The following is a 21,728-nucleotide window of genomic DNA, read 5'->3' as shown; positions in this document are numbered from 1 at the left end:
CCTGGATCGACCCATCGGGGCCGGGTGTCTTATGTGCGTTCGTGCTTCTTGATCCGAGCCATCGCCTGGTCAAAGGTCTCGCCTAGCATCGGCACCGGGCAGGCGCCCTTCAAAGCCATCTTCTGACTTATCCAGGTCGGGAACGTGATGTCGTGGATACCACGACTGACCCCGGTGTGGTGTGTCTGACAGAGGACCATCATGTTGCGGATGTCGTCCGGGGTGAGCACGGGCTGCTTCTTGAGCAAGCGACCGTAACCGTACACATCCCACTCTTCTGCCATCGCCTTCAGGTTGTCGTAGTCAACCACGTTGGCAAACATGTACTCGCAGAACAGGTGGTGCACCTGGAGCTTATCCAGAGACCCGCACACCCAGCACTGCATGTGACCATCATCGTGCAGGCGCTTCTTGGTATGGCGGAACTCAGGGCTCTCAGTACGCTGGTCATGGTCAGGATCAACCACGAAGTCCTTCAGCGTGCGGCTCTCTACGTGTTCCGCGGTCATTTCCATCGACTCCATTCAATAAGTCCGATCAGGCCGAAGGCGCAAACAACCACGGTGACCCAGGACGCCACATAGAGCCAGCTGAGCAGGCTATACATGGCGGCCGCCTGCCAGTGCCGCGATCACCCGGTCAATGCCGTGGTCGGCGATGTTGTCGAACGGCACCGTTGCCTTGCCGATCAGCGTCAGCGGGCCGGGCAATGTCATGCCGGGAGGCACCTGAGTCACTAGGTCACATCCGTTGCGCGTGGCAAAGAACGGGACCTGCTTGTCTTGGAGTAATGCCTCCAGTCCACCGTCGGCGCAAAGCCGCGGCGGTTCGAAGGCGAACACCGGCACGATCGACCCCAGCTGCGCTAGGACCGCGGCGTACAGAATTGCCATGGCGGCGCCGAGACTGTGCCCAGCAATCGCTTTCGGGCGAGGCAACGCCAGGCAGGCCGGGAGGATCGCGGCGAGTGCAGCGTAGAACCCAGAGTGAACCGAGCCGATACCCCACACGTTCGTCGTCAGCACCTTGGCATCCGCCATGTCCGACATCACCCCGTCCGTACCGCGGAAGCAGTGCACGTCACCGTACACATGCATGCGCGAGGCACTCCCCGGATTCCCTACCGTAGGCGCGTCCGTGTAGGCGCGCTTGGCCAGCAGTGCGTAATCGACGGGGTTCACGGAGAACTGGCAGCCGCCGCCGGGGCTGCCTGCGCGGCCTTGATCTGTGACTCCACCACGCCGACCAGGCCGGCAGCCGTTTCAGCCAGTACCAGTGCGCCCTGGATCTGGGCCTCTTGTGCGGGCGGCAGCGGCAAGGAACCGACGATCGCGCCGAGGGCCGGCAGCGCCTGCTGGGCGAGCGCCTGGAGATTCGTCGCGGTCACAGTGGCGCCGGCGGCACACACCGCATCCACAGCCGGGGCAATGGCGGCCAGATCTGCATTCGCTTTCGTGCCGAGCGCCTGCGTGGCGGGGTCGCCGATCAGTACTGAGTTGAAAGCCTGGAGCTGCGTGCCCACCAGCTTCAGCTGCGGACAGGCCACGGCTGCGACCTGCGCCGGACTCAACGGTTGGGCCGCATTGGTGGCGCAGCCGGCGAACAGCGCGACGCACGCGACCATCAGAGCCACGATCATGAGTTTGAGTTTCATGGGGCTACCCGTGAATGAGGTTGTGCGCGACATGCGCGCTTAGGACTTCTGGTCTTCCGGGACGGTGGGCGGCGGCAGGGACGGCTTCTCACCGGTGAGCCACGCCCTGACCTGCGCGTCGCTGAGGATGAACAGGCCGATGCCCGAGGTCGCCGAGACGATCGATGCGATGTTCGCCAGATCACCCCGGTGCTGGACCGCGAGGTAGCTGGCGAACAGCATCAGATAGCCGTAGACCGAGGACTTCTCGTTGAGCTTGGTCAGGACGCGCTGGAGGAACGCCAGCGTCTGCGGACTCATCTTCATGATGCTGCCCTCAGAAGGTTGTTTGCGATGCGATCCGCCCAGCCGCGCGAGAAGTTCGGCCACGTCGGAAGATCCTTCATGTACTTCAGGCGATACGCGTCGAAGCGCATCACGATCTTGTCCGGGTCAGCGGCGAGCACCGCGGCCAGCGTGACAGGGCCGAAGTTGCCATCGACCGTCACGCTGGCCGCTTGCTGCAGCCACTGCACCGGATGGCCGCCGTTGTAAGCGGCGTCAAAGGCTTGGAACGCGATCTCTTCGGGCAGGTCATCGCCGTGGATGACGTCCCAGTATTCGGCCTTGGCGATCGCGCGGCCGAACGACAGCGGCAGGTCTTTCATCTGCCCGGCATACCCGTGGGCGCGAGCGACGCGGGCTGTGACGCCCCACATCGTTTCCCCACCTGGATCTGCCGGGTTATTGCTGTACCCGCCCTCGTTGCCCAGCAAGGCAGCGAAGGCGTGGTCGAAATCGGCCATATCTCAGGCGCTCGGAAGGCTCGGGATAGACTTGCCCTTGGCCTCGCGGCGCCACTTCCAGATCAGGTAGGCGGTCTGGGCGGCGGCATACATGCCAATGAACACGTAGGACCAGTCCTGCGGCCCCCATCCGGAAATGTGGGCGATCGCGAAACCGGCGATCGGACTTGCCTTCGCGCCGGCGACGGTCAATTCCCGGACCAGATCACTTTGCTCCATCGGTGCTTCCCCTGATTGCACGCACCTTGGCGGCTGGTTTGATGATTGTTTCGACGTCCACCCACTTCAGGGTGTCGCGTTCGAGTACATACAGGCAGCCGTCGATGAACTTGGCGGCCACGGATTTCGTCAGCTCGTAGAACTCCGGACCGTCAGCGAGCATGCAGTCGCCGTCGCCCAGGACCAGCGGCTCGGCGTCGCGTGCGTCTTCGGTCTCGTCCGTCATGCCGCTGCCAACATCTGCGGCGACACGCGCACGCGACCGACTTCACCGTGGCGCTTGTGGTACGTAATCACCTGGGCGTCACGGCCCGACATCCAGCCGCCGCGGCTCGCGTATGCGTCCGGCGCGGCCAGGGTGCGGTGCTGCTCCACAATCATCAGGTTGGTCTCCTTGATGTCGACGTGGTGCAGGTGGCCCATGTGGGCGTAGGCGTGCTTGGTACGACCGAACACCTCGCGGAACTTGGCGGCGAACACCGTGTCGATGTCGCCGAGCTTCCGCTTGTGTCCGTGGTGGTAGAACAAGGCCGTATCGCCATGCTCCACGCAGTAATAGGGGTCCGGCGAGACGTCGACTGTTACGCGCGGTTCGGTCTCGTAGATCGCGGCCAGCCATTCGCGCAGCCAGATCGAGCTGGCCGGGTCGTGGTTGCCCTCGGCGATGATCACCACCACCGATTCGTGCTTTTCCAGCAGCATGCCGATCACGCGGCGGATCACTCGGATCGCCACGCGGACCAGCTTCTGGAACCGGGTGTCAGCGTCAAGAAGGTGCTTGTGGGCCGGCGTTACCGCGTCCATGCCATCCCAATGGAGAAAGTCACCAAGCTGTGCGAGCACGGCTATGGCAGCGGCCGGAGCCTGGGCAATTGCCGCAGCGAACCAGTCGACCAGCATGCGCTCGGCGATGCCGATGTCCCAGTCCGCGCCCGTCTCCTCGCCCCAGGCAAGCATGCCGAGGTGGTAGTCGGTGATCGTGTACTGGTTCAGAAGCTCGTCGTGTACGTTGGCGGTAGCCTTGCGCGGCTTCTCGCGCGGCAGCTTCTCGCTCATGGCAGCGACTGCGGCCTCGAATACCAGGCGCTGCGCCTCAGCGTCGGCCGTGGTCTTGACCCACTGCATCACCGTCTCGCCCGTGCGCAGATCGGTCAGCGTGGACGTGCCACGCAGCTTGATGCCCTCGGGAAGGTTGTCAGGCTGGGTCAGTGATGCGGTCGGCCACTCGAACGTATGCCGCTTGCCATTGGCGATACACGACCCACGGCCGTTGCCGTTACGTTTCGCGCCCTCGGCACCGCATTTCGGACAGATCACGCGTCAGTTCCGAATCAGCTCGTCAGCCTGACGCAGCGCCTCGGCCTGCATCGGGTGATGACTGCCGAATCCGTCGCAGTTCGGCGGCGGGATGTGGCACTCGGCGGCGAGGAGGTCGTCGACCAGCAGGCCAGCGTGGTACAGGTAGTGCTTCAGGGTGCGCAGCTGTGCCTCGGTGTTCGAAACGGCCGCAACAGGCTCAACAGGCTCAACAGGCTCAGCCGTATCCTTCCGAGTAAACGGCGGGAAATGTCCGTGCATGGTGATACCCCGATAGGTCCGGCGCCTCTTGCGAGGGCTTCGTCAGCGCGGAGGCTGCGGCCGGCTCAATGGTTTGCGGTGGTCGGGTGCCAGTCCGACGTCGGGCTCTCTATGCCGTGCTTTCCGCAGCTTTCGTCAAGAACCGCCGAGGCGGCCTACTCACTGCGGCACCGCAAAACGAAGAAGCCCCACCAGATGGCAGGGCTTCGTTGGTCGCGTGTATGACTAGGCGCGAGATTACGCAGAAAGTGGGTGGGCATCACCCACCCACTGCTGCCTCGAATTGCCGAGTCGCCTGGTGCACCGCGTCCATGCATTGCTGGAAGGTCCAGTCATAGACGCGAACCCACGTCTCCCGGTAGGTTTTCCATGCCATACCGCACGCCTCCCCGCGCTCCCGCTCGCTGATGCGGTGGTGGCCACTACCCTCACAGGTCGAGCAGGCCGAGTGCACGCCCATGCTGTTGCAGACGAGGCCGCGGCCTGCGCATTTGGGGCACAACCCAGTGCTACACACCTCAGCCACCACGGCCTTGCGGACGCGCCCGTAGGCATCCGCCAAAACGGGAAGGCCATGCTCGACCAGCACCATGCGCGGCCAGCGGTTCTCGTGTGCCGCGGCGTAGCTCCCCTGCCCCCTGCTTCCCCGTGTCGCCACAGCCAGCAGACCGTCCAGCATGGCCGACTCACGCCGACTCCATTCGTCCCGCTGGATCGTCTCAAGGAAGTCGAATAGCTGCCGCTCGGTGAGCGCCGCGCCGTCCGGCCACCAGACCTTGCACAGCAGCTCCCGGCCCAGTCCCCGATCCACGAATGCCAGCGCTGCAGCGATGTCGGTGCTGGTCAACTCAGGGATGCCGCCGGAGCCGACATCGAAGCGGACGTTCTTCGGATTCAGTCGCGCCATCAATTTACCGACATGCATTGGTATTCCCCTTGAGTTGGTCAGGATCGAGTTCGAAGCCAATGCCCGGCGTGCTCATGCAGCGCGGGAAGGTGCGGCCGATGGTGTTGCAGGCCGACTTGCCCCAGCCGTGGACGGCGTGCTTGCAGGCGCCGCAGCCGCCGAGGCGGTAGATCTGCGCGCGAACGCGCTTAGCCTGGTCGCGCTCCGTGGCGCGCTCGGGGGCAGTCAGGAGGTCACTCACCCTTCACCTCCTCCCTATCCCGACACGCATGCTGCTGATCCGGGTAGAAGTAGCCGTGGCGAGCTGGGTGCATGCAGCGGCCTAGACCGGCGACTGGGTTGATGGGGTCGGGCTGGTAGTGGCGGCAGAGGGCGCAGGTGGTTTTCATATGCGCTGCCTCGGATCGCGCACGAAGCTTTCCCAGTCGACGTGCTTCCGGTAGCTGGCGCAGTCGTCACGTAGCTGTCCATTCTCTCGAACGAGGTGGTCGATCACCTTGAGTAGACCGTCACGATCAAGCTCAGTGATCATCGTCCCACCCCAGTACATGACCTTGTCTGGTGCGCTCATGCCGCTACCCCCTTCACCTGGATGATTCCCTTGGCCACCATGCGCAGCTGTGTGCGAACCATGGCGCGGAGGGCGTAGAAGTTCCGGTCTGACTCGTATGTCGCGTTGCGCTCGGCCGGCGTCGGGCTGTCGGTCCAGCGGTTGCATTCCGAGCAGCCATAGGCGGCCTGCAGGTCGGTCGGCTTCATGCTGCCGCCGCAGTCACCGAGCCAGCGGAAGTGAGCGAGGATCACCGTCTCGGCGTTGTAGTTGCACACGCCCGCGACATTCAGCGTGCAGTCCTCGCCAGCCGCAGCCTTCCGAGCCGGCGTCATCTTCGGCCGCGAGCTGCGCTTCATGGCGGTCCTGGCGATGGGGGTGCTGCGCTTCATGCGCGGGCTCCGCAGGTGCAGTGCTGGAAGACAAGCTCCGCGCCCGCCCATCGGTTGGCTGGGCAGCACGGTGCGTGGTGCCGCTTGTCTGGATCTTGCGCGGCTCGCAAGCGATCAAACATGCGCTTCGAAGTTGGGCTTCCCTTAGGGCGCACACGCCAGCAGCGGAAGAGATCGTTATCTGGCCGCTCGACACGAAACAGTCCTGCATGCACGAAAAGCCTCACCCGATTGTTGATCGATACCAGGTTCATGCCGCCAACCTCTCGCTGTCACTGATCCCGCGCGCCAAACACACGACGTCGCACCAGCGGACGGGGGCGCTTTTGAGGCCCTGCTGATCGGGACAGTCGCCCACGTAGAACGCCATCTGTATCGCGTCGGTTGCTTGCGACATGCTCATCTCCAGGCTGGAGCGGTGCATCATCACGAAGCCGGCGGGACCGTGGCCCATGTCGACGCTGGGCACCATGTCAGCGCCGAGAACGATGCCGCTGAAGAAATGCCGGTAGGAATCTTTCGTCCAGCGCCGGCCATGCCATCGCAGGTGCTTGGCCAAGTCCCCGCAAGCGGCATTGAGCAGCCGCCGCTGCGCATCCGTCATGCGCCCCCTACCCTGCAGCTGCCAGTCGGCGCTGTTGATCACCTGGGCGGTCATGCGCTTTCACCGTTGCGGAACTTGGCGGCCAGACTGTCGCGGTCCATTGCGCGGACGTTGCTGTGGATGCGCGTGATCTTTCCGCAGTTGTCGCACTTCGTCCGGACGCGCTCACCCATCAAGGCAAGCTCTGCCTTCATCTGCGACCAGTGGTCACGCAACCGCGCGTCTTCTCGCGCCAAGGCGAGGAGAACCCATATGGGGTTCAGCTTCTCGTGACAAAGGCCACACTCGACCTCGGCCTTCTTCTCGTCCACAAGGAACTTGCCATGCTGGCACTTGTAGCTGTGGACGATCTCGAAGGCAGCATCAGGCTTGGGCCGCTTTGCTGTCGGCAGCTTGGTGACGTTTCCACCCTGGTCATCAATCACCACAACTCACCCCCAACCCAGCCCTCAGACGCGCGCGCGATGTGGGTAGTCATTGGGCGTCTCCGCTAAGCAGACGCTTGAGACGGCCGCCAACAGACTTGTCGATCTGTACCGGAGACGGGGGATCAATCGTCGTTTTCTGCTCGATGATCGCGCACGTCATGTCGCTGGCGGCGCGCCTTGCCGTCTCGATGATGCCGACAGCGCACACCTTGAAGATCTCATCGATGTGATCGGGTGACAGGTTGAGGGCAACTTCGCCGCGGTCGTCGCCAAACTTGGCGGTTCCCTTGTATTTGCCCTTGTCGTCACCCCATTCGATGACGCGAATGTCTAGTTGTTTGAGGATCACGCCAACCTCCAAACCGGAATCTGGTTGCGGGGAATGGACTTGCGCAGCACGCCTTGAGCGGCCATAGCCCGAAGCGCAGGCAATACCGAGTGATGCTCGCCATTGACCTTCAGGGCCACCGTTTCGGATGTGGCCGGGCCAATCTCGCCGAGGACGTCGACGATCTTGCGGCGTAGGTAGGTGTTGGGGACGGTCATGCGGCCTGCTCCACGACGCGCCACAAGCTGACCGGACGCTTGCCCACGGTCCTAACGAACGGCTCGCTGGTGATCTTCTTCCGGCGCTTGAGGTCGCACAGCAGTGCGCCGACAGAACGCGACGGGATTTCAAGCTCGATGGCGAGTTCGCGCGTGGTGCCCGGGCCCTCCTTGAGGAGGTTGAGCACGCTGGTCAGCTTTCCGTCTGGTTTCATGTTCGCCATGTCTAGCCTCCGAATGCTTCGTCGTAGCGGTGATCCAGGTCACCGAACACCATCGTTCCGCCGTGCCAGCGCACGTCGACGTAACCGGTCGGACCGTGGCGGTTCTTCTCGACGATGACCTTGGCGACGGACTGGTCTTCGTTCTCGTCGTAGTAGCCAGGGCGGAAGAGCATCAGCACCTGGTCGGCTTCCTTCTCGATCTCGGAGCTGTCGGACAGGTCGCCCATGCGTGGGGACTGGTTCGTGCGGCCCTCGACGGCGCGGGATACCTGGGCCAGCACGACGACCGGGATGTCCAGGTCGCGGGCCAGGTTCTTCAGGCCGCGGGCGACGAAGCCCACCTGCTCGTGCTTGCGCTCACCTTCGCCAGTGATGCGCTGCAGGTAGTCGACGTACAGGGCCTTGATGCCGTGCTTGTGCTTCCAGCGGCGCGCGACGCGGACTACTTCGGCCAGGGTCGGCGCCGAGCGATCGAGGAACCACATCGGCAGGCCGCCGGCCTTGGCGATGGCGCCGTAGACTCGCGTCCATTCGGCCTCGTCAAATTGCGCGGTGCGGAACTTCTTGGCGTCCACGTTCGACAGGGCCGAGAACGTGCGCAGGGTGAGCTGCTCGACCGGCTGCTCACCGGAGATGACGCCCACCGGGATACCAGCCTCGGCAGCGCAGCGCGCCATGCCGCCCAGCATTGCGGTCTTGCCCATGGCAGCGCGCGCGCCGACGACAATCATGTCGCCGTTGTGCAGGCCGCCCAGCTTGTCGTCGAGATCCTTCAGGCCCGTGGTGACGCCCGGGAGCTTGCCGCCGCTCTCGTGGATGACCGTCAGCTCCTGGAACGCGGCCCGGGTCGCCTCCTTCGCATCCCACTCGTGGTTCTGCTCGGTGGCGTGCAGGTTCATCAGCGCGGCGATGGCCTGGTCGACGGCGCGCTCGTCGGTGGATTCCACCAGGCCCATGCCGATCTCGCGGGCCCGGCGCTGGCGCCATGCTGTGGTGACACGGTGCGCGAAGGCGTCCGGCACGGCGGTCAGCAGGGCCTCGTGGGCGACGGTCACGGCCAGCGCGCCAAGCTCCCTGCGCCCCTGCTGCTCGAAGTGGTCGGCGATCGACACAGGGTCGGCCGGCTTTCCCTCGGAGCTCAGCGAACGGATGGCGGCGAACAGGTCGGCATGGAGCTCGCTGACGAAATACTCGGGCGAGACGTTCACCCTGAAGCAGTCGCCCGGGCGAAGCATGAGCGTCGCCAGTAGCGTGCGCTCGATGTCGAGGATGGTGCTGTCGTGCGGTTTGCTCATAGGGGCCTCGAAGCGGCGACGGAATTACCGTTGCTCACGGTGGATTTCTGTGAACTACCGAGCTTTGCCCAGTCGTTACGGATGGCTTCCATGAAGGCGCTATCCCAGTCGGCGTAGGTGTAGCCGTTGGCTTTTGCCTTCGCGCGGAATGACTCAAGGTGCTCAGGTAGACGGGTGTGCCCCTTCTCCTTCGCCCAGGCTTGAACGCGTTCGGAGATGCCGAAGTCATCGGCGAGAGCAGTCTTCGTCACTCGGGGTTTGCGTGTGTGCGCTTTCCCGCCTTCGACTACGACTCCGCCTTCGACTACGACTAGACCGTTGTTTCCCGTATCGCACGGTGAGTCACCGTGGATAACGGTGGAATCAAGTGAGTCACCATCAGGTTCGGGGAATTTCGACTTCGCCTGGATGCGCTGGCCGAAGTCGATCAGCTGGAGGTATCGTTTTCCGTCTGTCGCCAGATACTGTCTTACAAGGCCCGCTTTTTCTGTCACCAGAAGCCACTTGCCAATGTCCGAGTCGGATACCTTGTCCAGCTTGAGCGGGAAGCACGCCGCACGAATGAGCGAGTGATTCCCGTAGTACCGCCCATGGTCATCGACCACGGACATGAGACGGCGATAGAACACCTCCTCCAGCGCGCCGAGTTCGTTCACTCGTTCACTGGTGAGGATTCCGTCGCGGAGAATGCGGGTCGGCATTACGCAGCCTCGAACAGCGAAGGCTGCATCTGGTCGTCGTTGGTGGCCGCGAGGAAGGCGCGTGCAGCTGCCAGCTCCTCGGGAGTGTGAATCTTGTCGGCTTCAGCGATGCACTCGCGAACATGCGCAAGCTGACGGTCATGCCAAGAGGCGGGATGCCAGCTCATGCTGCAGCCCTCCCCTGCCCAGAGACGGCGAACCACGGCTCAGCCATGCGTCCAGTGACGGAACAACGCCTTTTGAGGCCCCGAAAAACGACACCCGAGGTTTCACACTCGCTGATGCGGCGTCCGAGCATGTAGCGATCGAGGCCGGTCAGCTCCGACAGCTCCTGCATGGTCCGGCCTGGGAAGGCGCGCACCGCGGCCAGGGTCCGGGCCTGCTGCTCGGCACGCAGACCGGTAGCCGTGACCTCGTTGGCTGCCTCGTGTGAGGTGTCAGGGTCGGTGGCGCGCGCAGCCGGCGTCTCGATGCGGCGCATCGGCGGCTCGCGATCCCAGAACGATTCTTGGCGGATGGCATTCACGGAGGAATCCCCTTCGCGCTGCTGCGCGATATGCGTGCGGATGTGGTCGACCACGGGGCGCCAGCCGCTGAGATCAGGCTCAAGCGGCGGCAGTGAGTGGCCGTGGTCGATGATCAGGTTCACTAGCTTTCCCTCTTCAGGGCCCTCAAGGGCACCACTGCTGAAGCCTTCCGGGGGATCACGAAGAACTTCGTGATGGTCTTCTGAGCGAGCTGCGTGGCGGCTTCCTCAACGGAAACACCGCGCTGCTCCGCAAAACTTGCGATGCGCGCCAGCTCAGTTGGCGTCAGATCGATATCGGGTTCATGGCGCACAGGGCCTCCCTAGGGCCGGGTGTGGGACCTTCATGCGACATGGCGCGTGTCGTTACTCTCTTGCTCGAACAACGACAGGCCCTGAAGGACCAGTTCGCGCAGCAGGACGGCGGGCTGCGTTTTGTTCACGCGAGCGAGAGCATCAACAAGGTCGCGCTCGTCATCGTTCAAGCGGACCTTGATGACCTTGTTTCGCAGATGGGTCGGATCGGCGTACATGGCTCTATTCCTTTGAGGCGTTGCTATGGCAGTGGGTCTTGATGTGCTGGGGACGACAACGGACGGGCTAGGCCGCCCTCTTCCGCTTGCTGTGGGGAGCATTCGCGGCGACTTCACGCCCTGGAGGGAGTGCGCCGGTGGAGAACAGGTTGTGAATCTTCACTGCAGCCATGCCGCCGGGGTTTTTGCAGCGGCCCTGCTTGATGTCACTGATCGAAGACGGCGACAGATCGACCGCGTTGCCGATGCCCGTAAGGGTCCAGCCGCGTGCTTCGAGGGCTACGATTTTGTCTTTCCAAGTGTCCATAGCTACTACTCTATGGCATCCCATAGGGCGCTGTCAACGGCATCCCATAATGCGATTCCATAATCATTCGCACATGACGATTGGCGCCCGAATCAAACAAGCCAGAACCGACCGGCACATGAGCCGGTCAGAGCTGGCGCGCGCCACCGGCATCCCCTACCCCACGTTGGCCGGTATTGAGAACGGCGACCAGGATTCGACCACGCGCCTGCACGTAATCGCTAAAGCCTTGGGCCTACGCGCCGATTGGCTTGAGACCGGCAAGGGCGCGAAGGAAGCCTCGGAACCCGCACCGGACAGCGTCTCTCAGTCCGTGAGATTGGACCCCCAGATGATTGCTGACACTGCCTGGGCACTTCGTACCGCGTACGAGGAAGCCGGCCTTGTCTACAACATCGAGGAAGAGCCGGAGCGCTTTGTAGAGATGTACGTAGCTCGTATGCAAATGACTCAGGAGAGGACGCCGAACAATATGGCGCGCCTCGTGCTTAAAGCGGCTGGCGTGGCTCAGAAAGGGGACGAGGGTGGAGAACGAGGGGATTCGGCGGCGAATGGTGGCGGAAGTAAGAAAGGCTTATCCCGAGCTGGCCGTAAAGCCTAAGCTCCGGTTGGTCGGAAGAAAGCAGCAGAAACCTACCGGCGAAACGACCGGATCCAACGAGATAACCACTCGCGAATGGCGCAGGCGTCAAGATGCGTCGCGCGCGTTTCTGGACTACTTCAACGCCCGACTTGTCGAAGAAGGCACGCGAGGAACATCGTGGGCAGCGCCCGCAGCGATCCGCGCAGCTCGCAATCGTGTCGTGCATGCACTGCCAGCGCGCACGGCAAGTTCGCCCCCACCCAATTCACCCGCGCTCCAAGACGTCACGCGCATTGCTGATGCTCTAGCCGAAGCTCTGCCGCCTGACTTCATCATGCATCTGGACCGCCTCCTCAACCTATATCGCCAAGCTTCCTAAGGAACCGCCGACATGCTCAAGCCGTCCGCAGTACTCGTCGCAACCGCCCTTCTCGCCGGCTGCGTCTCTGCCGGCACCAAGGTGGATCCGAATGTCGTCAACGCGTTTCAGCCTGGAGTGACCACGATCGACCAGGCCGAGGCCAAGCTCGGCACACCGAACGCAGTGACCAAGCTGCCGGACGGCTCGACCATCATCGTCTATGCCTTCTCGCACGCACAGGCGAGCGGCTCCAGCTTTATCCCGCTTGTCGGTCCCTTCGTCGGCCACTCCGACGCGAACACCGTGACCGCCTCCCTCACCTTCGACAAAGCCGGAAAGTACGTGCAGTCGACCTCGTCGACCTCTCAGGCGAAGGCCGGGATGTTCTCCAGCCAGTAACCGGCAACCTAGGCACGACGATCCAAAGCCCGCCTCGAGCGGGCTTTTTTATTGCCCGAATCTCACCAACTGAAAAATATTTATGGGATTCCATTGACAGGATGATTATGGCATTCCATAATCGCTTCAACCTCAAGGCAACCGGAGCAAGTGTCGTGGGCAGTCCATGGGTTTCCCAAACGATCCAGATCAATGCCGACACCGGCGTCGATGTCACCGCAGACGAGCGCCGCGTTGTGCTCGGTCAGCACGGAGACGCCTGGCTCGAGGACCTCCACATGTCGCCGCTTCACGCCATCGCCATAGCCGCCGCCCTTTGCCAGGGCGCTGCATGGGTCCTGCAGTCCCAGTCGGAGACCGAGTAATGAACGCCCTCGCCCGCCACGCCATTGCCCCGGCCCAGCCCCTGCCGCGCACGACCCGCGAGCAGCGCGCCGAGTGGCAGCTCAACGAGCGCTGCAAGGTGATCAACGCCGACACCAGCCGCGTATCCGAACTGTTCATGGACGAGGCCATCGGCCTCCGTGCTCAGGGACTCGGCGAAGGCGGTCTGGAGCTGATCGAGCTGTCGGTGCTGGCCATGAACGCATGGCCGGTGTTCGAGAAGTCGCTCGCCGGCCTGGACCTGACGCCCGACGAGGCCATGGCACTGCCGGCCCTCTTCCGGGCCCTGAAGCCGCTGATCACCCAGCGCGACGTCCTGGTGCGCCAAGCCGCCGAGGACGACCTCAACCGCGAAGCCGCAGAAGAAGCTAGGGAGTACACGCCGTGAAGAAGCGCACCTTTCGCTGCCGCATCTGCCGCCTCGTGGACGGCGTGATGCAGACGATCACCTACATCGGTCCCGTCGACCAAACGCCTGCGGGCTGGAGCATCAAGTTCCGCGCGCTGGTCACCACCGGAGGCCGCGCAGCATGAGCCGCGAAGTCACCTATCAGGCCGAGCGCGTGGGCACCGCATATCGCGGCATGGTCATCGACACCGCGACCGGCCTTCCCGTGTTTATCACCCCGCACAACTACTCGGACCCGACTGTCGCGAAAGAGGCAGCTCGGCGGACGTACCAGGAAAAGCAGGAGTTGGCGGCATGAGTGGCGAGACGAAGAAGGTGGATGTGCTCAACGTGCTGGACGTGACGCGCGATGGGTTGAGCAAATCCTTTGAGATCGCCGTTCGTGCCCGCGCATGTTCTCTCGCGGACGTGACTAGCGCGCTGGCTAATTTCGACGCAGCCCGCGCCGCCGTGGCCGAACTGATCGAGACACTGGACAACATCGGCGCCATGTCTCGTGCGCTGCGTGTCGGCGGCCCGGACCCGGTTGACTTGGAAGGCCTGTCCGACGCGCTGACTGAAGCTGTCGACACGGCAAACGCCGCCCTCGCCCGCGTCGGTGCCGCATGAACGCCGGCCTCTCGCCCTCCGACCTCCCGCCCGACGTCCGCGACCAGGAAATCGAGCGAACCATCGCGCAGATGCGCAAGTCGTTCGCGCTGTATCGCGTCACGTCGTTTCTCAACAGTTTGCCGGCCGGAGCGGGTTCGCAATCCCCTCCCTGCGGTCCCGCCGAGGCCGGCGCCTTTTTTCATGAGCAGCACGCATGACCCTCCTCCGCGCCTTCTGGCCCGTGCTGCTGATCGACGGCGCAGCGCTGCTACTTCTCATTTGATTTCACGGCGGCAGGCACCCGTGGGCACGGGGTGATCCGGTTGACTTCACAGCCTGCCGCCAACTTACACCTCCCAAGGAGATCCACATGTCACGTTTCACGAAGATCGGCGCCGATGGCGCGCAGCTGGCTGCTGAAGCAACTGACCACGTCGCTGTGCTCGACACGAAGCTGGGCCTGATCTGGTCGGCTGATTATGTCGGCGAGCGCCACACCTTCGCCGACGCGCAGGAAGCCTGCGCCTCGCTGGAACTCGCCGGCTTCAACGACTGGCGCGCGCCGACCGTCGAGGAGCTGTTCCTCCTGGCTGATCGCACGAAGTTCGACCCGGCAATCGATACGGACGCGTTCCCGTCCGCCAAGAATGACTGGTGTTGGACCAGCACTCTCGATGCGTCGTCGCCTTCGGACTACGCGTGGTACGTCTACTTCGGCGGCGGCGGCGCCTTCTGCAACGGCCAGAACGACCTCGCCCGCGTGCGGGCGTGTCGTTCGGTGTCGCCGGCCGGTCAGTAATCGGCTTCTTGGCCATCCATTCCTAACACCGTGCCGGCGGACTCCGGCAAGAGGATTCCATGAGCATGTTCCAGAAAGCGACGCGCAAAAAGGCAAAGCTGCGCCTGGCGCTGATCGGCCCCTCCGGTTCCGGCAAGACCTTCTCCGCGCTCGAGCTGGCTTCCGGCCTGGGCGGCAAGATTGCCCTGATCGACACCGAGCGCGGCTCCGGTGACCTGTACGCCGACCGCTTCGTGTACGACACCCTGCAGCTCGAGCCGCCCTTCACGCCGCAGAAGTACATCCAGGCGATCAAGGCGGCAGAGGACGAGGGCTATTCGGTCGTGATCATCGACTCGCTGTCCCATGCGTGGGCTGGCGAGGGTGGCATCCTCGACATCCACGACAACGCCAGCAAGGCCAGCCGTAGTGGTAACGGCTATATGGCGTGGAAGGATGTCACGCCGCAGCACGAGCGGATCATCAACGCGATTCTTGGTGCGTCCGTGCATGTCATCGGGACCATTCGGACAAAGACGGCCTACGAGGTTGTCGAGGACGAGCGCGGCAAGAAGGCGCCGAAGCGCATCGGCCTCGCACCCATCCAGCGCCAGGGCATGGAGTACGAGTTCACTTGCGTGCTTGATCTGGCTGTCGATTCGCACGTTGCCTCGGCCAGCAAGGACCGCACCGGCATGTTCGACGGCCAGCACTTCGTCATCACCGAGCGCACCGGCGAGCAGCTTCTGGAGTGGCTGGAGGCGGGCGACGAGCCGGCGCCGAAGGTTGACCAGTTCGCGGAGTGGCGCGCGCAGATCAAGACCGCGCCGTCGCTCGAGAAGCTCATCGAGGTCTGGGGCCAGATGGACCGCGATACGCGCGAGGCCTTGGAACAGGACAAGAACGATCGGAAGGATGAACTCTTCCGCGAGGCGGCCTGATGGATCTCCAGCGCACCGAGGATTGGTTCGCGCAGCGTGCGGGGCGCATTACCGCATCCCGCATCGGCGACGTCCTGGCGTTCTCGCCCGGCGGCGTCTACCTGTCGGGCAAGAGGAAGGGACAGGAGAAAGAGGTCAAGCCGCTAAAGGCCCGCATCGACTACATCCACCAGCTCGCCGCGGAACGCATCACCGGCCGCGCGAAGAACCAGGTGCGCGCCGACGCGCTCGAGTGGGGCAAGCAGTGGGAGCCAGTAGCGAAGAACGCCTACGAGACAGAGACCGGCGTGCTGGTTCGCGACGTTGGATTCCTTCTCCACCCCGTGCACGACTTTATCGGTGCTTCGGCTGACTTCCTGGTTGGCGCCGATGGCGGCGGCGAGATCAAGTGTCCCAAGGATCAGGAAGTGCATCTGGCGACGCTGGAACTGGGTCTGCCCGAAGAGCACGTCGAGCAAATCCAGGGAGGCCTCTGGGTGACCGGACGCCAGTGGTGGGACTTCGTGAGCTTCCACCCCTACTTCCCTCCGAAGCGCGCGCTCTACATCCAGCGGGTGCCTCGCGATGACCAATACATCGCAACGATGGAGGAGGCCTGCGTGACTCTCGAGGACGAGGTACGCGCGATCGTCAGTAAGTACCTGGAGGACGCAGCTTGAGCCAGATGTTCATCCTGCCGCCGGAGACCGCAGACCGCGAGCGCATCGCCGAGAGCCTGCGCACCTTCGTCCTTGCCGCCCTTCCCGGCAAGCGCCTGAAGGTGACGGTCGAGGTCGCGAAGAAGCGGCGCAGCGATGACCAGAACCGCGCTCTCTGGGGCGTCGCGTACAAGACGCTGGCCGACGAAGCGACGCGTGAGGCGAGGAAGATTTGCAAGCCACACTTTGAACGCCTCTGGCAGTCGGGCGGGATGGATCGCACCGAGGCCTACGCGTGGCTTGCATCCAAGCTCGGGCTTACCCCAGCCCTGTGCCACTGGGGCCTCTTCGACATTCGCACATGCCACCGCGCGCGCGACTTGTGCGCCGGAATGATGGGAGCAATCCGTGGATAACCCGGTGCAGAACTACTTCCCCGGCCGCCTCTTGTGCTTCGAGAACCAAGGCAACGGAGATGAGGCGTGCGATTCCCAGGCGCCCATGCTCGAAGTCACCGACGCTGGCAACGGGTTCGTCGAAGTGGCGTTCACCGACCGGAACGAGCGCTGCTACCTCGCATTCCGCACCTCTGACCTCCTGCGCGCCATCAAGGAGCACGGCAATGGCTGATGGCAACCAGCAGCATGGATTCAACTTCCCGCGGAAGGCCTTCGCGTCAGCATTGCGGCCGGGCGAGATTATCGTCGATCTGTTCGCTGGCGGCGGCGGCGCGAGTGAGGCTCTTCGCCAGGCTCTCGGCCGTGATCCCGACATCGCGATCAATCACGATGAGCAAGCCATCGGCATGCACGCGGCGAACCATCCATTCACCAAGCATATGCGCGAGGACGTGTGGGAGGCGGACCCGGTGACCGAGGTGGCGGGCCGCCGCCCGGGCTGGTTCCACTCAAGCCCCGATTGCACCCACTTCAGCCAGGCCAAAGGCGGTCAGCCTCGTGACCGCGCGACGCGCTCGCTCAGCTGGGTCGTGCTCAAGTGGTGCGGCAGCCTGAAGAAGGCCGGCCTCGCACCGCGCATCGTCAGCCTGGAGAATGTGAAGCAGATCCGGTCATGGGGCCCGCTGGTCGCCAAGCGCGACAAGGTAACCGGCCGCGTGATGAAGCTCGATGGAAGCGTTGCCGCGAAGGGTGAGCGCGTGCCGGTCGCGAACCAGTTTCTGATTCCTGACAAGCGGCACGCCGGCCGGACCTGGCGCAGCTTCCTCGCCGAGCTGCGCGGGCTTGGCTACCAGGTGGATCACCGTCTACTGGTCGCCAGCGACTTTGGCGCCGGCACCAGCAGGGAGCGGCTGTTCCTCTTGGCGCGCTGCGATGGCGAGGCGCCGCAATGGCCCGAACCTACGCACGGCCCGGACCGTGCGCAGCCCTACGTGACAGCCGCCGACTGCATCGACTGGTCCGTGCCCTGCCCGTCGATCTTCGAGCGCAAGCGCCCGCTGGCCGAGGCCACCTGCCGGCGCATCGCCAAAGGGGTGAAGCGGTACGTCCTGGACGCAGCGGAGCCGTTCTTCATCACCGAGCATGCCAACGGCAGCAACCAGCGCACCTGGTCAGGCAAGGAACCGCTCCGCACGCAGTGCGCCGGCGTGAAGGGCGGCCACTTTGCCCTGGCGGCTACGCACCTGGTCAAGTTCCGCGGTGATAGCGACGGGGCGCCGGCGGCTAAGCCCATGCCAACGATCACCAGCGGTGCTGGTGCTGCACGCCCTGCCGGCGCCGCGCACGCGATGGGCGTCATCACGGCTTTTCTCGAACAGGCCAACGGTGGCGGCGAGAACGGGAACCCGGCGCGCGCTCGAAGCGCTTGCGAGCCGGTCAGTTCGATCACCGGCACCGGCAGCCAGCAGCGCGTCGTCGAATGCACGCTGAGCCCCAATTACGAGGCGGGCGCACTCCGCGTTGCAGCCTTCCTTATGCGCTACCACAGCTGCGGCGGACAGCATGCGCAGCTTAATGTGCCACTGACCACGGTCACCACCAAGGACCGGCTGGCGTTGGTCACGGTGACGATCAAGGGCACACCGTATGTGATCGTGGACATCGGCCTGCGCATGCTCCGCCGTGAGGAGCTATATCGGGCCCAGGGGTTTCCGGCCGACTACATCATCGATCGCACAGCGGATGGCCGGAAGCTCAGCATCAGCGCCAGCGTGCGCATGGTCGGCAACAGCGTCAGCCCGCCTCCACTGGTGGCAATCGCCCGCGCGAATCTGGACGAAGTGCAAATGCTCAGGGAGGCGGCGTGATGTTAGGCAGGCAGTGCGCCCATCAGCTCATGTACCAGGCGACCAACAGCGTCCTGTATGACGCCATCCGGAAGTTCCGTTGTCTTCATTTCACCCTTCCATCCGAAATGAACGCCATCGACTGTCATCAAGGCGGCATGCCACTGCGTGTACCGCCCTTCAACATCCAGCTCAATGGTCGCTGTCCAAGCGCCGCGAGTCACGGAGAAACTGGCCATGCGTGAACTCCACACCCTGATGAGTGGCGGCAGGATAGCGCACCGCCCTCCTCGCAAGGTCGCCGGCTTCACCTGGTCCCGCGTGCCGGGACTGGGCGAGTCGGTCACCTACCGGCTGTTCCGTCGCGATCTGAACGGGACGCTGCACGTTGAAATGAAACGGTTCGACCCGGCGAACTTTGAGCGCTGCCAAGTGGCGACCGAGGTGAACCAGTTGCGCCACAAGCTCAGGGACCGCGTCGATGCGCTGGACCTGAAGTTCTTGGGAGTGACGGTATGAGTACGACCCTATGCCTTACCCGCGACGAGCTGACCGAGCTGTGCCGGACAAGCCGCAAGGCCGGCCAGGTCGCGTTCCTGCGCCTCAACGGGATCCGGCACTACCTGGACGCCCACGGCTGGCCGGTGGTTACCCGCGCCGCGGTTGAAGGTCAACCTGAGCAGGCGCAGGCTAGTGGCACCTGGAAGTCGAACAAGGCCGCAGCCTAACCATGGGACGCCGACCGACCCGCCCTGATGCCGTTCCCAATCTGAGGGTGCGCGTGAAGGGCAAGAAGACCTTCTATTACTACGACCACGGCGGAAAACCGCGTCGAGAGGAAGCGCTGGGCAGCGACTACGGCCTGGCCATTACGAAGTGGGCGAAGATCCGGCGCGACGGCACAGAGAAGCCCAAGGCCATCGTCACGTTCCGGTATGTGGCGGACCTCTATCGGGCCGTGGTCATGCCGACCAAGCGCCCGGGCACGCAGGATGACAACGAGAAGTCGCTCAAGCAGCTCAATGCCTACTTCGACGATCCGCCGTGCGCTCTGGAGAGGATCGAGCCGCAGCACGTCAAGGCGTTTTTGGACTGGCGTGGCGACAAGGCGAAGGTGCGCGCGAACCGCGACAAGGCGCTGCTGTCCCATATCTGGAACTGGGCGCGCGAGAAGGGTTACACGGCCCTCCCCAATCCCTGCGCCGGCGTTAAGGGCTTCAAGGAGACCGGGCGCGACGTGTACATCGAAGACGTCGACTACCAGGCGGTGTGGGACTTCGCCAGCGCGCCGCTGCGCGACGCCATGGACCTCGCCTACCTGACGGCGCAGCGCGTCTCCGACACGCTCGCCATGGACGTGCGCGACATTCGCGGCGGCTTCCTGCATGTGCGGCAAAGCAAGACTGGCGCGAAGCGTCGCATTGAAATCGTGGGGGAGCTCGCCGCGCTGCTGGATCGAATCGCCGATCGCAAGGGCGGTTACAAGGTGCATGCCACCCGCCTGGTCATTGGCGAAGACGGTCAACCATGGAGCTATGACCGGTTGCGCCGCGCATTCCGCGCAGCGTGCACATCAGTGGGGATTGAGCCGGAGGCGTTCCAGTTGCGCGACCTGAGAGCGAAGGCGGCAACGGACAAGGCGGACTCAGCTGGCGACATCCGCGAGGCTCAAAAGCAGCTGGGCCATTCGTCAGTTGTGATGACGGAGCAGTACACTCGCAATCGCCGGGGGGCCAAAGTCACCCCGACCAAGTAGTTACACTTGGGGCATAAACAGGTCCCTGAGAGGGACGAACCTGGGGGGATAAACATGCGAAGTGCGCTACTCGCGATCGGCCTGGTCTTGATCGGAGCATCTACAGCTGCCTTCAGCAGCGACGAACTGGTGATCGTAGGCGTTGGAACGCTGTCTTGTGGGAAGTATGTGAGCTTAAGCCCCGACAAAACCTATGCGGATATGTTCATTTCTTGGTCCCAAGGCTACCTCAGCGCCCGCAACGATTCCGAACAGTCCCGGAACCGTCCAATGCGAGCTTTGCCAGACGGTGAAACGATCAAGATCTATCTGGACAAATACTGCCGCGACCATCCGTTGAGCTACCCGTTCCTCGGCGTGAATCAGATGTTCGGCGAGTTGCCCTTCGTCACGAAGTGATAATCCGGTCCGCAATCCCTGCGGCCTCTAACTGCACCAACGGTTTCTAGAGGCTATCGGCGGAATATTTGCGGACCAATGCTTGTCGCAAGCCTTTGATATTTAATCGATAGACTCTTGGACTCAAAATCCACTGGCAGCGATGTCGTGTAGGTTCGAGTCCTATCACCGGTACCAATGGTAGAAAGACCCTGTAATTCGAGTGATTGTCGAAGTGGCCTGGCGAACATCAGGTCACCCGCCCGGTCACTATCAAGAGAGCCCTGAGGGAAACCCCGGGGCTTTTTTGTGCCCGTAATCGGGGGTTGTTAGAGTAGCGGATGTGTCTGTTTCCGACCCATTGCGGACATTTGCCGACACCTAACAAGTTCTGCCTTGCCAAATCAGGACGCCAGACCTTCATGACAATGAACTGGAAATCTGTAGGCTTAACGTCGTGTGTGCTGGTGGCTGCGGCTTTGGTCTTGCTTGTTGCAAGCCTGGCGACGCTGCGCCATCGGAAGGTCAGACTATTGGGCGACTCAGCAGATACCGTATTGGCGCCTTGGGCCACTGATTCTGGATCATCGAGTGGATTGTCAATGGATCCTGGCATTCATTGCGTTGCTCTACCCAAGGATATACGCCTGTCTCCCGACCTCATGGGCAAGGATGAGATGGACAGGCGCTTCAGTGCCGACCATGAATGGTCCGCCATTAGTAGCCGCATGAAACCCGGCGACGAAATCTATCCATACGACATAAGCATCCGCCACGAGGCTCGCCCGGATCTTTTCAGCGGCATCGATGGTGGTGCTGGTTACATCGTGTTGCGCGGCTGGTGCCTTGTCGGCAGGCTCCAGACTCGGGTAGTCATTTACTAATGTCCGCTTCCGACCCACAGCAATGAGATGGACTCCTCTCCGTCTTCGGCATCGAGTGCCAGACTGGAAGCGATAGAACCAGTCGTTGGCGAAGAGGAGTCCACTCATGAAGCTTACGCGCATTGGAGTTGA

The 21,728-nt window shown here is 63.2% G+C and carries 45 protein-coding genes; 19 read left to right on the top strand and 26 right to left on the bottom strand.

The window, feature by feature from the left end; genetic code table 11:
* Positions 1-29: 29 nt before the first annotated feature.
* The 25 genes from OUZ49_RS14240 to OUZ49_RS14120 all read right to left on the bottom strand — a co-directional run bounded on the left by OUZ49_RS14240 (position 30) and on the right by OUZ49_RS14120 (position 11,249).
* A complete protein-coding gene (locus OUZ49_RS14240) occupies positions 30-509 on the bottom strand; it encodes a hypothetical protein (RefSeq protein WP_266151146.1) in 480 nt (159 codons plus the stop codon).
* 90 nt (positions 510-599) lie between these two features.
* Positions 600-1,097 (bottom strand): lipase family protein, encoded by a 498-nt coding sequence (locus tag OUZ49_RS14235; RefSeq protein ID WP_266151145.1) that lies wholly within the window; start codon positions 1,095-1,097, stop codon positions 600-602.
* An 80-nt stretch (positions 1,098-1,177) separates the two neighbouring features.
* The gene (locus tag OUZ49_RS14230; RefSeq protein ID WP_266151144.1) at positions 1,178-1,654 is read right to left on the bottom strand and encodes a hypothetical protein; all 477 of its coding nucleotides are present in this window, start codon (positions 1,652-1,654) and stop codon (positions 1,178-1,180) included.
* Positions 1,655-1,693: 39 nt separating this feature from the next.
* Positions 1,694-1,960 (bottom strand): hypothetical protein, encoded by a 267-nt coding sequence (locus OUZ49_RS14225; protein WP_266151143.1) that lies wholly within the window; start codon positions 1,958-1,960, stop codon positions 1,694-1,696.
* On the bottom strand, positions 1,957-2,439 hold the full coding sequence (locus OUZ49_RS14220; RefSeq protein WP_266151142.1) for a glycoside hydrolase family 108 protein: 483 nt from the start codon (positions 2,437-2,439) through the stop codon (positions 1,957-1,959). Before OUZ49_RS14220 ends, OUZ49_RS14225 begins: the two co-directional genes overlap by 4 nt.
* Before the next feature lie 3 nt (positions 2,440-2,442).
* Positions 2,443-2,658 carry a hypothetical protein gene (locus OUZ49_RS14215; RefSeq protein ID WP_266151141.1) on the bottom strand — a complete coding sequence of 72 codons (216 nt, stop codon included), beginning with the start codon at positions 2,656-2,658 and terminating at the stop codon, positions 2,443-2,445.
* Complete coding sequence (locus tag OUZ49_RS14210) at positions 2,645-2,884, bottom strand: hypothetical protein (protein ID WP_266151140.1); 240 nt, start codon at positions 2,882-2,884, stop codon at positions 2,645-2,647. Before OUZ49_RS14210 ends, OUZ49_RS14215 begins: the two co-directional genes overlap by 14 nt.
* Positions 2,881-3,975 carry a hypothetical protein gene (locus OUZ49_RS14205; RefSeq protein WP_266151139.1) on the bottom strand — a complete coding sequence of 365 codons (1,095 nt, stop codon included), beginning with the start codon at positions 3,973-3,975 and terminating at the stop codon, positions 2,881-2,883. The genes OUZ49_RS14210 and OUZ49_RS14205 overlap by 4 nt, the downstream gene beginning before the upstream one ends.
* 3 nt (positions 3,976-3,978) lie before the next feature.
* The gene (locus OUZ49_RS14200) at positions 3,979-4,236 is read right to left on the bottom strand and encodes a hypothetical protein (protein ID WP_266151138.1); all 258 of its coding nucleotides are present in this window, start codon (positions 4,234-4,236) and stop codon (positions 3,979-3,981) included.
* Between the two features lie 259 nt (positions 4,237-4,495).
* Positions 4,496-5,161, bottom strand: a complete 666-nt coding sequence (locus tag OUZ49_RS14195) for a hypothetical protein (RefSeq protein ID WP_266151137.1) — start codon at positions 5,159-5,161, stop codon at positions 4,496-4,498.
* Complete coding sequence (locus OUZ49_RS14190) at positions 5,148-5,384, bottom strand: hypothetical protein (RefSeq protein ID WP_266151136.1); 237 nt, start codon at positions 5,382-5,384, stop codon at positions 5,148-5,150. Before OUZ49_RS14190 ends, OUZ49_RS14195 begins: the two co-directional genes overlap by 14 nt.
* Positions 5,385-5,528: 144 nt before the next feature.
* Positions 5,529-5,714, bottom strand: coding sequence for a hypothetical protein (locus OUZ49_RS14185; RefSeq protein WP_266151135.1), 186 nt, complete (start codon positions 5,712-5,714; stop codon positions 5,529-5,531).
* Entirely contained in the window at positions 5,711-6,085 is a 375-nt protein-coding gene (locus OUZ49_RS14180; protein ID WP_266151134.1) for a nuclease domain-containing protein, read from the bottom strand. Before OUZ49_RS14180 ends, OUZ49_RS14185 begins: the two co-directional genes overlap by 4 nt.
* A 250-nt stretch (positions 6,086-6,335) precedes the next feature.
* The gene (locus tag OUZ49_RS14175; protein WP_266151133.1) at positions 6,336-6,743 is read right to left on the bottom strand and encodes a recombination protein NinB; all 408 of its coding nucleotides are present in this window, start codon (positions 6,741-6,743) and stop codon (positions 6,336-6,338) included.
* Positions 6,740-7,117, bottom strand: a complete 378-nt coding sequence (locus OUZ49_RS14170; RefSeq protein ID WP_266151132.1) for a hypothetical protein — start codon at positions 7,115-7,117, stop codon at positions 6,740-6,742. The genes OUZ49_RS14175 and OUZ49_RS14170 overlap by 4 nt, the downstream gene beginning before the upstream one ends.
* A gap of 46 nt (positions 7,118-7,163) precedes the next feature.
* A complete protein-coding gene (locus OUZ49_RS14165; RefSeq protein WP_266151131.1) occupies positions 7,164-7,466 on the bottom strand; it encodes a hypothetical protein in 303 nt (100 codons plus the stop codon).
* Positions 7,463-7,663: a hypothetical protein gene (locus OUZ49_RS14160; RefSeq protein ID WP_266151130.1), complete on the bottom strand. Its 201-nt coding sequence runs from the start codon at positions 7,661-7,663 to the stop codon at positions 7,463-7,465. Before OUZ49_RS14160 ends, OUZ49_RS14165 begins: the two co-directional genes overlap by 4 nt.
* Positions 7,660-7,887: a hypothetical protein gene (locus tag OUZ49_RS14155; protein ID WP_266151129.1), complete on the bottom strand. Its 228-nt coding sequence runs from the start codon at positions 7,885-7,887 to the stop codon at positions 7,660-7,662. Before OUZ49_RS14155 ends, OUZ49_RS14160 begins: the two co-directional genes overlap by 4 nt.
* Positions 7,888-7,889: 2 nt before the next feature.
* On the bottom strand, positions 7,890-9,182 hold the full coding sequence (locus OUZ49_RS14150) for a replicative DNA helicase (protein WP_266151128.1): 1,293 nt from the start codon (positions 9,180-9,182) through the stop codon (positions 7,890-7,892).
* The gene (locus OUZ49_RS14145) at positions 9,179-9,883 is read right to left on the bottom strand and encodes a hypothetical protein (RefSeq protein ID WP_266151127.1); all 705 of its coding nucleotides are present in this window, start codon (positions 9,881-9,883) and stop codon (positions 9,179-9,181) included. Before OUZ49_RS14145 ends, OUZ49_RS14150 begins: the two co-directional genes overlap by 4 nt.
* Positions 9,883-10,050 (bottom strand): hypothetical protein, encoded by a 168-nt coding sequence (locus OUZ49_RS14140; protein ID WP_266151126.1) that lies wholly within the window; start codon positions 10,048-10,050, stop codon positions 9,883-9,885. The genes OUZ49_RS14145 and OUZ49_RS14140 overlap by 1 nt, the downstream gene beginning before the upstream one ends.
* On the bottom strand, positions 10,047-10,532 hold the full coding sequence (locus OUZ49_RS14135) for a hypothetical protein (RefSeq protein ID WP_266151125.1): 486 nt from the start codon (positions 10,530-10,532) through the stop codon (positions 10,047-10,049). The genes OUZ49_RS14140 and OUZ49_RS14135 overlap by 4 nt, the downstream gene beginning before the upstream one ends.
* Positions 10,532-10,723, bottom strand: coding sequence for a hypothetical protein (locus tag OUZ49_RS14130; protein ID WP_266151124.1), 192 nt, complete (start codon positions 10,721-10,723; stop codon positions 10,532-10,534). The genes OUZ49_RS14135 and OUZ49_RS14130 overlap by 1 nt, the downstream gene beginning before the upstream one ends.
* A 30-nt stretch (positions 10,724-10,753) precedes the next feature.
* Positions 10,754-10,942 carry a hypothetical protein gene (locus OUZ49_RS14125; protein WP_266151123.1) on the bottom strand — a complete coding sequence of 63 codons (189 nt, stop codon included), beginning with the start codon at positions 10,940-10,942 and terminating at the stop codon, positions 10,754-10,756.
* Between the two features lie 67 nt (positions 10,943-11,009).
* Positions 11,010-11,249: a helix-turn-helix domain-containing protein gene (locus tag OUZ49_RS14120; protein ID WP_266151122.1), complete on the bottom strand. Its 240-nt coding sequence runs from the start codon at positions 11,247-11,249 to the stop codon at positions 11,010-11,012.
* 73 nt (positions 11,250-11,322) lie between these two features.
* On the opposite strand from OUZ49_RS14120, the gene OUZ49_RS14115 reads away from it, so the two are divergent.
* The 14 genes from OUZ49_RS14115 to OUZ49_RS14050 all read left to right on the top strand — a co-directional run bounded on the left by OUZ49_RS14115 (position 11,323) and on the right by OUZ49_RS14050 (position 18,599).
* Positions 11,323-11,850, top strand: a complete 528-nt coding sequence (locus OUZ49_RS14115; protein ID WP_266151121.1) for a helix-turn-helix domain-containing protein — start codon at positions 11,323-11,325, stop codon at positions 11,848-11,850.
* Between the two features lie 373 nt (positions 11,851-12,223).
* The gene (locus tag OUZ49_RS14110; RefSeq protein ID WP_266151120.1) at positions 12,224-12,592 is read left to right on the top strand and encodes a hypothetical protein; all 369 of its coding nucleotides are present in this window, start codon (positions 12,224-12,226) and stop codon (positions 12,590-12,592) included.
* Positions 12,593-12,693: 101 nt separating this feature from the next.
* Positions 12,694-12,957, top strand: coding sequence for a hypothetical protein (locus OUZ49_RS14105; RefSeq protein ID WP_266151119.1), 264 nt, complete (start codon positions 12,694-12,696; stop codon positions 12,955-12,957).
* Positions 12,957-13,364, top strand: coding sequence for a hypothetical protein (locus OUZ49_RS14100; RefSeq protein WP_266151117.1), 408 nt, complete (start codon positions 12,957-12,959; stop codon positions 13,362-13,364). Before OUZ49_RS14105 ends, OUZ49_RS14100 begins: the two co-directional genes overlap by 1 nt.
* Positions 13,361-13,510: a hypothetical protein gene (locus tag OUZ49_RS14095; protein WP_266151116.1), complete on the top strand. Its 150-nt coding sequence runs from the start codon at positions 13,361-13,363 to the stop codon at positions 13,508-13,510. Before OUZ49_RS14100 ends, OUZ49_RS14095 begins: the two co-directional genes overlap by 4 nt.
* Complete coding sequence (locus tag OUZ49_RS14090) at positions 13,507-13,683, top strand: hypothetical protein (RefSeq protein ID WP_266151115.1); 177 nt, start codon at positions 13,507-13,509, stop codon at positions 13,681-13,683. Before OUZ49_RS14095 ends, OUZ49_RS14090 begins: the two co-directional genes overlap by 4 nt.
* Positions 13,680-13,994: a hypothetical protein gene (locus tag OUZ49_RS14085; RefSeq protein ID WP_266151114.1), complete on the top strand. Its 315-nt coding sequence runs from the start codon at positions 13,680-13,682 to the stop codon at positions 13,992-13,994. The genes OUZ49_RS14090 and OUZ49_RS14085 overlap by 4 nt, the downstream gene beginning before the upstream one ends.
* On the top strand, positions 13,991-14,194 hold the full coding sequence (locus tag OUZ49_RS14080; protein WP_266151113.1) for a hypothetical protein: 204 nt from the start codon (positions 13,991-13,993) through the stop codon (positions 14,192-14,194). The genes OUZ49_RS14085 and OUZ49_RS14080 overlap by 4 nt, the downstream gene beginning before the upstream one ends.
* A 152-nt stretch (positions 14,195-14,346) precedes the next feature.
* Entirely contained in the window at positions 14,347-14,775 is a 429-nt protein-coding gene (locus tag OUZ49_RS14075; RefSeq protein ID WP_266151112.1) for an Lcl C-terminal domain-containing protein, read from the top strand.
* A gap of 65 nt (positions 14,776-14,840) precedes the next feature.
* Positions 14,841-15,695, top strand: coding sequence for an ATP-binding protein (locus OUZ49_RS14070; RefSeq protein WP_266151111.1), 855 nt, complete (start codon positions 14,841-14,843; stop codon positions 15,693-15,695).
* Complete coding sequence (locus OUZ49_RS14065; RefSeq protein ID WP_266151110.1) at positions 15,695-16,354, top strand: lambda exonuclease family protein; 660 nt, start codon at positions 15,695-15,697, stop codon at positions 16,352-16,354. The genes OUZ49_RS14070 and OUZ49_RS14065 overlap by 1 nt, the downstream gene beginning before the upstream one ends.
* 5 nt (positions 16,355-16,359) lie before the next feature.
* A complete protein-coding gene (locus OUZ49_RS14060; RefSeq protein ID WP_266151428.1) occupies positions 16,360-16,749 on the top strand; it encodes a zinc-finger-containing protein in 390 nt (129 codons plus the stop codon).
* Positions 16,742-16,963 carry a hypothetical protein gene (locus OUZ49_RS14055; protein ID WP_266151109.1) on the top strand — a complete coding sequence of 74 codons (222 nt, stop codon included), beginning with the start codon at positions 16,742-16,744 and terminating at the stop codon, positions 16,961-16,963. The genes OUZ49_RS14060 and OUZ49_RS14055 overlap by 8 nt, the downstream gene beginning before the upstream one ends.
* On the top strand, positions 16,956-18,599 hold the full coding sequence (locus OUZ49_RS14050) for a DNA cytosine methyltransferase (RefSeq protein ID WP_266151108.1): 1,644 nt from the start codon (positions 16,956-16,958) through the stop codon (positions 18,597-18,599). The genes OUZ49_RS14055 and OUZ49_RS14050 overlap by 8 nt, the downstream gene beginning before the upstream one ends.
* 2 nt (positions 18,600-18,601) lie before the next feature.
* Here OUZ49_RS14050 and OUZ49_RS14045 read toward each other — a convergent pair whose 3' ends face one another.
* Positions 18,602-18,817, bottom strand: coding sequence for a hypothetical protein (locus OUZ49_RS14045; protein ID WP_266151107.1), 216 nt, complete (start codon positions 18,815-18,817; stop codon positions 18,602-18,604).
* On the opposite strand from OUZ49_RS14045, the gene OUZ49_RS14040 reads away from it, so the two are divergent.
* The 5 genes from OUZ49_RS14040 (at position 18,816) to OUZ49_RS14020 (ending at position 21,596) form a co-directional block, all read left to right on the top strand.
* Positions 18,816-19,097, top strand: coding sequence for a hypothetical protein (locus OUZ49_RS14040; RefSeq protein WP_266151106.1), 282 nt, complete (start codon positions 18,816-18,818; stop codon positions 19,095-19,097). The genes OUZ49_RS14045 and OUZ49_RS14040 overlap by 2 nt on opposite strands.
* Positions 19,094-19,306 (top strand): DUF4224 domain-containing protein, encoded by a 213-nt coding sequence (locus tag OUZ49_RS14035; protein WP_266151105.1) that lies wholly within the window; start codon positions 19,094-19,096, stop codon positions 19,304-19,306. The genes OUZ49_RS14040 and OUZ49_RS14035 overlap by 4 nt, the downstream gene beginning before the upstream one ends.
* A gap of 2 nt (positions 19,307-19,308) precedes the next feature.
* Positions 19,309-20,334, top strand: coding sequence for a tyrosine-type recombinase/integrase (locus OUZ49_RS14030; RefSeq protein ID WP_266151104.1), 1,026 nt, complete (start codon positions 19,309-19,311; stop codon positions 20,332-20,334).
* 54 nt (positions 20,335-20,388) lie between these two features.
* Positions 20,389-20,733 carry a hypothetical protein gene (locus OUZ49_RS14025; RefSeq protein WP_266151103.1) on the top strand — a complete coding sequence of 115 codons (345 nt, stop codon included), beginning with the start codon at positions 20,389-20,391 and terminating at the stop codon, positions 20,731-20,733.
* A 320-nt stretch (positions 20,734-21,053) separates the two neighbouring features.
* Positions 21,054-21,596 carry a hypothetical protein gene (locus OUZ49_RS14020; RefSeq protein WP_266151102.1) on the top strand — a complete coding sequence of 181 codons (543 nt, stop codon included), beginning with the start codon at positions 21,054-21,056 and terminating at the stop codon, positions 21,594-21,596.
* The last annotated feature ends 132 nt before the right edge of the window (positions 21,597-21,728 follow it).

The sequence above is a fragment of the Dyella halodurans genome, from assembly GCF_026283925.1.
Taxonomy (GTDB): domain Bacteria; phylum Pseudomonadota; class Gammaproteobacteria; order Xanthomonadales; family Rhodanobacteraceae; genus Dyella; species Dyella halodurans.
Note: the sequence above shows the minus strand (reverse complement) of the source record. Positions and strands in the feature narration are given on the sequence as shown.